General features: G+C 40.3%; 12 protein-coding genes and 4 pseudogenes. 5 read left to right on the top strand and 11 right to left on the bottom strand.

Annotated features, from left to right (window positions below; all coding sequences use genetic code 11):
- Positions 1-196 precede the first annotated feature (196 nt).
- Both V6C71_12045 and V6C71_12050 read right to left on the bottom strand, forming a co-directional pair.
- A complete protein-coding gene (locus V6C71_12045) occupies positions 197-424 on the bottom strand; it encodes a hypothetical protein (protein HEY9769207.1) in 228 nt (75 codons plus the stop codon).
- A gap of 127 nt (positions 425-551) precedes the next feature.
- On the bottom strand, positions 552-4,025 hold the full coding sequence (locus V6C71_12050; protein HEY9769208.1) for a plasmid replication protein, CyRepA1 family: 3,474 nt from the start codon (positions 4,023-4,025) through the stop codon (positions 552-554).
- A 642-nt stretch (positions 4,026-4,667) separates the two neighbouring features.
- Here V6C71_12050 and V6C71_12055 point away from each other — a divergent pair.
- Positions 4,668-5,756, top strand: a complete 1,089-nt coding sequence (locus V6C71_12055) for a hypothetical protein (GenBank protein ID HEY9769209.1) — start codon at positions 4,668-4,670, stop codon at positions 5,754-5,756.
- 43 nt (positions 5,757-5,799) lie between these two features.
- Here V6C71_12055 and V6C71_12060 read toward each other — a convergent pair.
- The 3 genes and pseudogenes from V6C71_12060 to V6C71_12070 all read right to left on the bottom strand — a co-directional run bounded on the left by V6C71_12060 (position 5,800) and on the right by V6C71_12070 (position 6,650).
- Positions 5,800-5,898, bottom strand: a pseudogene (locus tag V6C71_12060) (IS5/IS1182 family transposase).
- 136 nt (positions 5,899-6,034) lie between these two features.
- Positions 6,035-6,148 (bottom strand): annotated as a pseudogene (locus tag V6C71_12065) (IS6 family transposase).
- A gap of 97 nt (positions 6,149-6,245) precedes the next feature.
- Positions 6,246-6,650: a transposase gene (locus V6C71_12070; GenBank protein ID HEY9769210.1), complete on the bottom strand. Its 405-nt coding sequence runs from the start codon at positions 6,648-6,650 to the stop codon at positions 6,246-6,248.
- Between the two features lie 82 nt (positions 6,651-6,732).
- On the opposite strand from V6C71_12070, the pseudogene V6C71_12075 reads away from it, so the two are divergent.
- A pseudogene (locus V6C71_12075) lies at positions 6,733-6,949 on the top strand (IS6 family transposase).
- Positions 6,950-7,004: 55 nt separating this feature from the next.
- Positions 7,005-7,960: pseudogene (locus V6C71_12080) on the top strand (IS630 family transposase).
- A 182-nt stretch (positions 7,961-8,142) separates the two neighbouring features.
- Here V6C71_12080 and V6C71_12085 read toward each other — a convergent pair.
- Positions 8,143-8,310 (bottom strand): hypothetical protein, encoded by a 168-nt coding sequence (locus V6C71_12085; protein HEY9769211.1) that lies wholly within the window; start codon positions 8,308-8,310, stop codon positions 8,143-8,145.
- Positions 8,311-8,313: 3 nt separating this feature from the next.
- Here V6C71_12085 and V6C71_12090 point away from each other — a divergent pair, with 3 nt between their 5' ends.
- Positions 8,314-8,508, top strand: a complete 195-nt coding sequence (locus V6C71_12090) for a hypothetical protein (GenBank protein HEY9769212.1) — start codon at positions 8,314-8,316, stop codon at positions 8,506-8,508.
- A gap of 232 nt (positions 8,509-8,740) precedes the next feature.
- Here V6C71_12090 and V6C71_12095 read toward each other — a convergent pair whose 3' ends face one another.
- From V6C71_12095 to V6C71_12110, 4 genes are all read right to left on the bottom strand, one after another.
- On the bottom strand, positions 8,741-8,944 hold the full coding sequence (locus V6C71_12095; protein ID HEY9769213.1) for a hypothetical protein: 204 nt from the start codon (positions 8,942-8,944) through the stop codon (positions 8,741-8,743).
- A gap of 186 nt (positions 8,945-9,130) precedes the next feature.
- The gene (locus tag V6C71_12100; GenBank protein HEY9769214.1) at positions 9,131-9,352 is read right to left on the bottom strand and encodes a Nif11-like leader peptide family natural product precursor; all 222 of its coding nucleotides are present in this window, start codon (positions 9,350-9,352) and stop codon (positions 9,131-9,133) included.
- Positions 9,353-9,436: 84 nt separating this feature from the next.
- Positions 9,437-9,829: a hypothetical protein gene (locus V6C71_12105; protein ID HEY9769215.1), complete on the bottom strand. Its 393-nt coding sequence runs from the start codon at positions 9,827-9,829 to the stop codon at positions 9,437-9,439.
- A gap of 40 nt (positions 9,830-9,869) precedes the next feature.
- Positions 9,870-10,052, bottom strand: coding sequence for a hypothetical protein (locus tag V6C71_12110; protein ID HEY9769216.1), 183 nt, complete (start codon positions 10,050-10,052; stop codon positions 9,870-9,872).
- A 371-nt stretch (positions 10,053-10,423) separates the two neighbouring features.
- Here V6C71_12110 and V6C71_12115 point away from each other — a divergent pair, with 371 nt between their 5' ends.
- Positions 10,424-10,612, top strand: coding sequence for a hypothetical protein (locus V6C71_12115; protein ID HEY9769217.1), 189 nt, complete (start codon positions 10,424-10,426; stop codon positions 10,610-10,612).
- A gap of 176 nt (positions 10,613-10,788) precedes the next feature.
- Here the strand turns inward: V6C71_12115 and V6C71_12120 are convergent, their stop codons facing one another.
- Positions 10,789-11,013: a hypothetical protein gene (locus V6C71_12120; GenBank protein ID HEY9769218.1), complete on the bottom strand. Its 225-nt coding sequence runs from the start codon at positions 11,011-11,013 to the stop codon at positions 10,789-10,791.
- Positions 11,014-11,311 lie beyond the last annotated feature (298 nt).

The raw sequence follows: 11,311 nt of genomic DNA on the forward strand, positions 1-11,311 counted from the left end.
GCAAAAGATTGAGCGCGAGACACGGCGAATTTAGTTCGCCATGTGTAATCGCGCTGTTGAGAGAAAGCATCTGACTTTGAGGAATAGAATTAAAAGATTACACAGAAAAACAATCTGCTTTTCTAAGCTTACTCAGATGCAAGATCTAGTGATTGGTTTGTATATTAATAAGTATGAGTTTGGCAGAGATATTTGATTAATTCAACATCTTTGCTACAGTACCAAGATATAACAACTTCAAAATGTAGTTGAAAATTGTATGCAAAGAGAGTTTTGGTTGAGGCCCACGACTACCAAGATATAGGTGGGGCAAGACAAATTGTTCAAACTGTTCCATGGTCAAATGGGTTGGAATCCATTTCCCCGATCGGGATTGAGGCATTCTATTTTCTGCCGCTTCTCCAATTAAAATGACTTGAGCCACTTTAACTTAGATTGCTGAAATTCCTGATAGATATAGAATTACAGACAAATTCACCCAAGGGATAAAACCCGCAACCAGTTCTGAAGTAATTATGCCATTGGCAGGATTTACGGTTCAACAAGGTAAATTAACTTTGCCTTTGGTCGTTTTGGCAGGAACGGTAGGTTCGATACTGGGTGCATTGACTTGGTATTACGCAGGAAAGGTCTTGGCAGTTGACTAAGGCTTCTTTGCCCTGGGTATCTTTGATTTTGGCAACTATTCCCGTGGTGGCTTGTACAATCGATGTTTCCTTAGTTTTTAACCATTCAACTATTGTCCCAGGTTGAATGATATTTTTGGCTTTTCTTTCAGTTTTGATGTCCATATCTGGAGATAAATTATTATCTTTCCCTATAGTGGACACGGTAGATAAATTATAAGTGTCACCATTGCTTACCGATTCAGCTTGTGTGAAGGCATCATCTCTTTGCAACCAATTCGTAAAGATTTCCGCTCTGCCATCATTACAGAGTTCAAATACATAAACTCTCTCTCGTTTTCCTCTTGAACCTAGACGACCAACATAGGTAAGTTTTAATCCCAGTAAACTTAGTAATTTTTGAGCAATTTTAATTGGGGTGTCTGATTCTGCTATAGCCAGACCCAAAAACGTTTTGAGTTCTCTTTGATTAGCATGAGCTAACTCAGCAATCAACCGAAGATTGGGATTGCTACCTCTATACTGAACTCCAGGTTTGAGTAAATCGATAATCAAGGTTTCTAACAGTCGCAGTGATGTTGACAATAAACTACGATTGAAATCTGGCAGCCATAAACGATTCTGATTATAAAGAGCGATCGCCCTTAACTGTCTTGAGTCTCGTTCAATCAAGTATGGTCTACCGACGGTTAGGTAATAGTGAGAAAGTATTTTACCGTACCAACCCTCATCATCTTTCTGGACTAATTCAGAGGTAATGGATATATCGCTGCCATAACGCCTGACTAAGTTGCCTTTACGTTCGATCCATCTTTCTTCTTTAGTTTTAGCTCGTTTATCTTTTAGTTTCTGATACTCTGAATCAGTCGGTATAGGCGCATTAGCTACTTGGGTACATTCTGCTTGATACTTAGTTTTAGCTACCTGTTTTAATTGTGACTCTACTTCGTCTGTCAGATTAAATTCTTTTGTTTGAGGTTGGTCCGGAGCGGTTACAAAATGTCCCTCAGCAATTAAACCTTCAACAATAGATGAGCGATAGTTCTGCATGGTGAGGTTGATATAGCAGCCTCTTTTAGCCCAGGTGTTTAGGGATTCAGGTTGAAAGTTGGTATCTAAATCTAGGTCGGACAAAGAAGCATCACTCTGCTGTAAATATCTAATATTCTTGCTGGCTTTGTTTTTAGTGCTGGCAATTAAAGCTTTTTTGACAGTAGCTCCATTGCCCACCATGCATTTGTGAAAACCACGTCTAGCAGCCCAAAGATAGCGAGGTACTAAACCACGAACGCGGGCCAATGCCTGACGAATGGAATCAGCCGTTTGAACTCCCTGAGCGATCGCCCAAACTGAATCAAAATGAGGAACGTGCTTGATTTTTGCCAAACTAGAACCTATGCCCTTTAGTAATAATTGAAAGGCAATGGGAACTTCAGAATAAGATTTATCTAGTCTCTCGCATTCAATACTAACTCCTGTTTCAATCGAAGGAGAGGCGATCGCCATATCGTAGTTCGGCAAGATTTCATTAAGATGAGCAATACACCCATAGGCAGGATGAGATGGATCTGCCACTGTTTCTGAATCGATGCGGAGAATTTTTTTTTCGGGGAATTTCTCTAGGAAATATGATTCTAGATTTTGTGTACCCCACTTAGATTTCAGTTTTTGAGCCGAACAACTGATAAACGGTCTGCCTCCAATTTTAATATGATTTACCAAATCTCTGACTAAACGAGCAGAATTCTTGTCTTCGTAATTATGTATTGTCCAACGTTGTTCAATAGGCGGTTGCCAGTCGTTTACTACGACAAAGGGTTCGACGTGAAATCCTGCCAGTCCTCGAATGTAGTCAATAGCAACATCAGATAAGTCAGCATCGGCTAGATATACTTGACCGTCGCCTGAAAGATTGTTTTGAATTAGGGTTTTAAACTGGGCTAAAATCTCAACCCTTTCTGATGTACAAGTAGCTGAATTAAGCATATGCCAAATTACCTGTTCTGCTTCATCGATGATTACTATCCCATCGTCCCAGTTATCAGCGTTAAATCTTGCTCCTGAGCTGGGATGCAAGGAATCAATACATAGTCCGTAACCGAGAACAGTTCCGTATTCGACAGTTTTTATTTCCGTCAGATAAGGCAATCCGACTCTTTGACAAAGTGCTTCTCCGAGTTGAATGCGGTGAGTTAATAGGAGTATCCATTTACCTTCTTTGATGGCCCCCTCTACTATCTGTTCGAGTAAATAGGTTTTGCCACTGCCTTTCGGGGATTTAAGACAGACAAGTTTAGCTGTGTCAGGGATGTTTAGGAGATCGGGTGTAGGGGTTTCTGGGCAATGAGGAATAGATATATTACAATTTTGTCTTTTATCTTCTTGCCTTTTTCTATCTGCCAACGAACCTAAATAGCGTCTATTGACTCGAATATTGGCTTTGTAAGTCAACTGAATTGAGAAGCGGACTAACCAAGTTTCTAAAGATAGTGCTTTACTATAAGCTTGATGAAATGCTTCCGCGCCGTATTGAACAATTAAATCGTCAACTCCTTTAGCTGATTCAGGCCAACGAATTACTTTAACATCAACTCCAGCTAAGCCAAACAATTTTCCCGTTTTGGCGAGCGCACAATTTACATTATTCACGGTACTAGCTTTATTATCTTTATCAAAGGCAAAATAGATTTTACGTCCTGGTGTAGCAAATACTTGAAGTTGGGGGATGAGTTTAGCTAGTCCAGTTTTACGCCCAAATTCATCTTTGGGTTGGCGGTAGCCATTAAAGACACCAGGTAAGGCGATCGCTGCATAACCTGCACTAATTAAAGCAGCAGCTTTTTTAGCTCCCTCGGTAATAATTAAGGGAACTTCAAGATTATTTACGACCCATGACCAAAAAGATATAGGGGAGGTGCGATCTCTAACTCGGAGAGCTAGGGGAGATAGAAATAGCTTGATATTGTTTAGGCGAGCTATAGTGTGCCATAAAAGCCTAGAAACTTTAAGGGCAATTATCCCTGTCGGGTGTTTAGGAAGACCTTCATATTTAATTATTTTTCCTTTATCTGCCGATAGTCTAGGATTTGTAGGTTTAAATTGCCCCCAGAGATCGTCTAAATAATTGTTTAAGACATCTACTCCCGAAACCCACCAACCTCCTGCTTCAATATGACGATAGCGTTTGAGAATGCTTACGCTAACTGCACCAGTGTTGATTCTTTTAAGTTTATCGGAAATGAACAGTCGGTCTAATGCATCGTTTCCTTCTAAGTGAAAAAAGTTAAGCTCGACCAAGTTAGGGTGAATCCCACTTTGATGTCTAAGTTCTTGATATTCGGCAGATGTTAATTGATTGGGTAATTGTTCTTTATGGTCTGAAATGAATTGTTGCGTCATCGAATGTAGATTCCAAATAATAATTGAAGCCTATATCCATGTTTAGTTAAGCACAGCAAAGCAGTTAAATGTCAAATAGAAAAAATTGACACTTATGTATCTATGTCAAATTTCCAAAATTGACATAGTATATTTAATAGATATGTAAATATTGATGTATCTATTTCCCTGGCGGGGGAAATGACACTTAAGGGCTTAGATTTGTGCTTTACCGCATGGAGTCTAGGCTCACTTTTACGTATGTACTCAAAAAACTATAATCAAAGTTGTCGGGCATATCGATCAAACACGTGGGATCGTTATATTTTCTTTTCTTCTCCAGTCATATTGATTAATTTCCCTCGCAGCTTAACATCGGCAAAAATACTAATTCAATAGTATATTTTTACTAATACGCGAGCTTCACAGGTGAAATTGTACGCGAGCTTCACAGGTAAAATTGACGTAAATGTTAATAACAAAGGATTTTTAATTTTAAAAGCTAAAAAAAAATACGCGAGCTTCACAGGTAAAATTGTACGCGAGCTTCACAGGTAAAAGTAAAGTTGTGTAAAGTTTATCGACTAATGCTCTCAAAACCAAACCATATGAATCCAAAGTAACTATCCTTATGAAAGATAAATAGTCTACGATATTAGTATTGTGATTGAACATATCAAAGATTTTTTTCCTGTAGATGGTCAGCTTTTGATGGTCATGCCACGAGCTTCTGCTTCTATTAGAAATCCTGAAGTGCAGTTACCAATTTTGAGAAAAGACAAAGGCAATTATTATCTTGAGATGCTTGTAAATGCTGACTCTGAAGATGAAAGAGAATTAGCTGTTACTCGTCGTGTGTCATTGGACAAGCTTTCTCAGGCGGAATGGAAGGAATTAGAAGCTCAATACAATAATTTGGATTTAAGCGTATGCAGTGATGTTGGAATTAATAAATCTTTAGAAAACATCAAAGACTGTCGAATTAGACGTTTGTTTCTAGCTCTACTTACTTTTTTGAATCCAAGGCAAGTCAGCATTATTCTTTATCTATATAGAGAAGCAGCTATTCAGAGTAATGGTTCATTAGTCTCATTTCGTTCTAACGATCTTCTCGATATTTTAGGATACAAGAGAACCAAGGATGGGGGATTTGCTGCTCGTGTGCGAGCGCAACTCAACCAAGATTTAGTAGCATTACACCGGACAGAACTAATATTTGCGCGCGCTCTTCAAAAAGGAGAGCAGATTGGAGCAAAAGTATCTGTAAAAAGCATTTTGCGAATTCACGATTATGAAATTGATAAAGTACCCCGCAATTTCGATTTGTCCAAAGCTGCCGACTATACCTATGAATTAGCAGATGCCTACACTATTGCTCTAGAGTTTTTTGAGAATGCCTCAAAGCAGAATGCCAACGTACTATTTTCCAAAAGCATTGATCTTGGGGAAAAGCCTGGCGGTAATGCCAAACGGGATTACAAAACAAAGTTGGTGATTTATATTGCCAGCAGAATGAAATGGGACAAATTAAAAGATGGTCAGTATTTGCTGATATCTAAAAATTGCTTGTTTAAGAATTTAGATCTTTTAGGTAGTAATAAATCTCGTAGCAACAAAATTCTGTGGCGTACCATAGAGCAACTGAATGAAGATGACTATGTTATTGAAGCTCAAGAGATAACTGCAAAAAGTAAGCAAACAAAGATTCAGTTTCAAATTAATCCTCAAAAAATTAAATGTTTCAATATTTAGCTTTATTGAATGGTATGAGAGGATGTACGAAAAGTCTAAAAAGCTACGCTAACCGACAAACCATAATCCGAATCATCGCTGCATAAATGAATGCTTTGGCAGTTTCAGGCAAGACTTCATAATCAATCGTCAATCGACGATATCTTAATAACAAGCGCAAATGTTCTCTCCATATCCATCGCCAAGGCAAAACTTTAAATCCTTTGCTTTGATTACGTTTTACGGTTGTGTTGCAAAAAATGAGATAAAGCAGCAAAAATCCCAGAACAAGAAGAGATTTAGGCAGCTAATCCGAAGATTTGATTGATAAAAGAGATCTGTCCTATGACATCCCCTTTTTCCACACTCTTAATCTGTCCCTTACGGATCATATTCATCACTTCGTAGCGTAACCGTTCACTCCCCCCTCAAAAGCGATGGGCATCAAAAGCTGGCAGCAGGAAATGAAGGTGGATTAATATCCTTTTCGAGCTAACCCGATAACTTCAGCTATATATATCCAGGGATTAACTTGTCTGAGACGGCCTCTGCTTCATTATTAGTAGGTGGTAATTCAGGATGATGAACAAACGCCACTACAGCATCCCAATCATTGAAAATTTCTTTGGCTAAAGTCTGTAACTTGGCATGGTCGGCTTTTTTGCCTAAGTGACAGGCTCTTCTAAGACGAGCCTTAAGTTGACGAATCTGTGCAGGGTTCTCACCCGCGTTGGCAATGGTGATGATTAACTGCCTTAAGTCATCTAAAATCCATTGCCCTATCTGTACTGCTCTTTGATTAATTGCGCCTATAATCGCTACTGCTTTACGGATCAGATGAGCCAAACACCTTTGTCTTTTAGGATAAGAGCGATAGCCCTCTGTGACGAGCCAACCTACGAAAGCTTCTTTCACCAGATAGGATAATTCCGGTTCTGTTGCAAAAACTTGAGACAGGCTTATAGCATAATAAAATATTAATTTACTACTAAAGCGGATGAACTCAAAACAGCCATTTAAATGGAGACATTTACCAGGGTGAGATTATTTTACTTTGTGTGAGATGGTATCTTTGCTATGCCCCCAGTTACAGAAATCTAGAAGAAATAATGATAGAAAGAGGCTTATCTGTAGACCACACTACAATCTACAGGTGGATAATGATTTATGCTCCACAAATAGAGAAAAGAAGTAGAAAGCATCTGAAAACTAATATAGCGGTTCTCGAATAAGTGAGATACACTAATCTAAATTAAGTTGTAGCAAAAAATGAAGGCGTATTCACTTGATTTACGACAGAAAATTATTGATGTATACAATAAAGAGGAAATTTCTCAGCGTCAATTAGCTCAAAGATTTGATGTCGCGCTAAGTTTTATATACAAATTGCTAAGACAATATAGAACTACGGGAGACATATCTCCAAAACCCTTTAATGGAGGAGTAAAGCTCAAGCTGAGTGCTGATGATTTAGTTACTTTGACAGATCTAATCGAACAAAATAATGATGCTACATTAGATGAACTGTGCCAAATGCTCGCTCGACAGCGAAGAATTAAGATTTCTCGTGCAACTATGGGAAGAATGACTCAGAAGTTAAAATTGACGGTTAAAAAAAACTCTTCATCCCAATGAGAAGGAAACAGAGCGAGTTCAACGGCTAAGAGTCGATTTTTGCGCAAAAATACGGGATGTTCCGCTCAAAGACTTGGTTTTTCTAGATGAAGCAGGGGTCAATCTAGCTTTAATCAGGCTATATGCACGCGCAGCAAAAGGACAAAGGGATAGGGGGACTCGACCACATCAACGAGGCAAAAATGTATCGATGATTGGAGCGATCGCCCTCAAAGGAATTATTGCATCAATAAATTTGCTTGGTTCAATAGATGGACTGACCTTTGAAGCTTTTGTCATCCAGAAACTGGTGCCTCAGCTTTGGAAGGGTGCAGTAGTGGTTTGGGATAATTACAGTATCCATAAAGGAAAGGAAATTGAGAAAGCTATTATCGCTGCTGGAGCTAAATTGATCTATTTACCGCCATACTCGCCTGATTTTAATCAAGCGCGAAAATTGCTGGTCAAAAATCAAAAGTATTTTGCGTTCTCTTGGTGCTAGAAACTATAAAGATTTAGATTCAGCAATTTTCCAAGCTTATAGTCAGGTTTCTCGTAAAGACATTCACGGTTGGTTTTCTCATTCCTGTTACTGTATCTCACCATTTTGAGAACCGCTATATTTTAATTAATAATTTATTGACATGAACGATAAGTTTTATGGTGCGATCGCGCCCTAAAGGAGGACGCGAAGCTAGTGGTTTACCATACCGCTCCGCATAAAGCGTAGCCCGAAGGGCTAATCGCTCTACTTCTCACCCCGAATGTCCAAAGTAACTTCAGCAGTAATCGATCACTCATTCTGTCCGAGTATCTTCACTCTTCTTATCTTTCCCCGATAAGGAGAATAAACGCTAGTTAACTGCTCTAATTCCCCATCAACCTTATCCAACTGGGTCTGTAGTGAATTAACCTGCTCTTGCTGACGCTGCATCAGAGTTTGATAGTCCGATACTTTCAATGAATGTTCGTAGTGCTGCTTTTGGTAGTTGAGTTTAGCTTCATTGAGGGAAGCGATCGCCTTCTCGACATTAATAAGAAGCTTCTAACTCTCGGCGTTTTAAATCGGCTAATTTCTGCACTTTCTCAGATTCAAATACTTGAACGTGCCAGGGGTCTTTGTGGTAGAACTTCTGGTCAAAGTTATTTATCTAATTGACGATCGCATCTAAATTAAACTGAGCCTGTTTGAGGGTGACTAGTTCGGTTTGGAACTAAGGTACGGGAACGGGTTTTAGTACGTTGAGGGGTAATTTAGGTTTGGCGAGGGAGTCTGCTAATCGCTGTTTTTTGGCTTCTCCTAAAGGATACCGCTTCGCATATAGTTTGGTTTTTTCGGAGGTGCGATGCCTTCGGCTATGCTTCGCAAATCGCTAATGACCTCGCCGACATTAATTCTCTGTCCTTCTTCTACTTTCAAGTCTGATAGTTGGTTGAGAATTAGGGTGATGGTATGACGATTTGGGGTTTGATTGATTTAGTTCTTCGGTGACGGGTACGGGTGCAGTAGCTATAACATCGGTATTATTGGCATTAACAAAGGCATAAGCAGCAACGGCTAAAAGGAGGTAGCCCAATAGATTATATATTTTCATCACAGTTCACCAAGATTGGTCTTCTGTTACTGTCATAGTCTATTGGGTGAGGTTTTGGGTGCGATCGCGAAGCGCGACGCGAAGCTAGTGCTAAAGCATACCGCTCCGCATATCCTTTAGGGTACCCGAAGGGTAATCTGAGTTCGGGAATTGAGCGATCCGAAGGCTAGGCGTAAGCCTAATCGCTCAATTCCCCCAGTACTCTCCAGGAAGATCCTTTTTTTGAACAGTAACCCTGCCAACTTTTTTACCTGACATTCTCAATAATTCATCACCTGAAAATTCAAAACCAAGCAAGAGTGCTATTTGTGCAACTTCATCTGCTGTTGATGAAGCAAGCACCTCATTTTTAAGTGCAGGTTCAGACTGCATTTTCTTTAAAAATGCTTCGAGTTGATCTAAAGCCATATTTGAAAATCCTATTCTTACTCTTTGGTGTTGCGAACTTGTTGATCAGAATTATAGTAGACTATGAAAATTCATCTTGAATATTCATGACCGCAAAATCCTAACCTCGACATTCCCAACTGCATACTGTTCTCTCAAAAGCGCGATCGCTCTCTCCAACTCACAATAATTCAACTTCAAACTACTCCCAACCAACTCAGCCGTAGCCATTTGATTCGGTTCAACGGGAATCTTCACATCTTCAGGGAAGTCTACCGTTAGTTCTCCATTTATGTAGATGTCTGCGCCTGGATAAGTCTGTTGTAGTTCTTCTTGGGCGATCGCTTCTTCATCATCAAAACTAATACTCTTAATCTCAGTCTTGGCAGCTTCCCCTACTTCTGTACTTACCTTACTCGTAATAATCTGTTCGCCAGTCTGATAAACACCTTTGCCATCAGTAACTACAAACTCATTACCTTCATTGCCGATAATCAAATATTTACCGTCGGCAGAAGTGCGATTGCGAAGCTAGCCGTTAGGCATCGCTTGCCCAAACACCCGTAATGTTCGCATAAACGTTATTAATACTTGCGTTCTGGTTATATACTCGCACGATGCCATCTCTCAAGCCTAGATTCTGAGAGACTTTTTGAGTGATGCCCCCACCGTTGGCTAAATGAATACCCAATGTTAGTAGGGCGATAAGCAAGAGCGGCATGGCGACACGAAGTTAGTCCTTTAGGGCTCCGCTACGCAATTGCTAAAACCCATAATTCACGACTCTCCACCAGTTTTTAGTCTTCTTCTTGGATTACTTACACTGATTGCCCAGATAGGCTCAGGATAAAATAACTGTACCCCTTGTTTGGTGAAGGTATCGGAGAAACAGGCGAGAAGATGACCTAATGACAGAGCGATCGGACGCGAAGCTTATACTAAAGCTACTCGCTTCGCATCTTCCGAAGGTGTCCTAAAGGATACACCTACGGATATACCCTTTAGGGAATCCTTTAGGGCTGTTTTGATATCTCCCAGAAAGTAGCCGATACTGATCGAGACAATAGCGATCGCAACAGTAGCTAGCAGACAATGAGTAATGGAGTGATGGGGGAATCTATTTTCAATCCAAGTACTAATCGCAAACCAGATTTTGCCAATGGTGCTAGTAGTGGTGTCGATGTCGGGTCACCATTCTTGTTATATTGGGTTTCCGTTGTCGGAATATCTAACTTCCAGGCGATCGCCATAAAGAATTTTTTGATTGAGCTTTGTAAGTAGCGATCGCAGACTGAAATTCTCCTGACATTTCTTTATGGAGAGCTAGGGCAAAATTACCTTTACCCGTTCCCGCTTCTCTTAATACCAGAACTGAATTCCCAGCAGCGATTACGCAGTTGCGTATGCTTACGCAATCGCCTTGACTACATTATTGAAAGCATCACTCTCTCTAAAATTTACCCTTCCGCTTGTACCTGTGCTTTCTGGCTGCGGTGTTGGGCTAGAAGTTGTTGTGCGATCGCTGCTGGAGTAAACTTTGGGTTAGCCACCTCACGGGCGATGTTTACTTTTTCTTGTAAGTCGGGATGCTTTAATGCAGTAGTTAATGCAGTAATTGTTAGGGGTCGAGCCAGAGATCGCTCTCTGACACTCCCATTCAAAACCGTGCTTGCGACTTTCACCGCACACGGCTACTCCTGGCTTTTCGGTAATTTGTATTTTGTTCCTTTTCATCCCACGCTAGACCGCCTCGGAAAGGTCAGTTAGGGGTCGAGCCGAGGATCGCTCCTCGACACTCCCATACAAAACCGTGCTGGCGACTTTCACCGCACACGGCTTCTCCTGGCTTTTCGGTACTTTGTATTTCGTTCTATAAACCACAGGCAAGCTGTATTAGTCATTAAGAACTACTTATTTCCCTAGTCAGACTCAGGGCTGCACGGAGCGCATATTTCAGACATTACATCCATCCTTGTCAGG

Origin of the sequence: Coleofasciculaceae cyanobacterium (assembly GCA_036703275.1) — a bacterium.
In the GTDB taxonomy this organism is placed as follows: Bacteria; Cyanobacteriota; Cyanobacteriia; order Cyanobacteriales; family Xenococcaceae; genus Waterburya.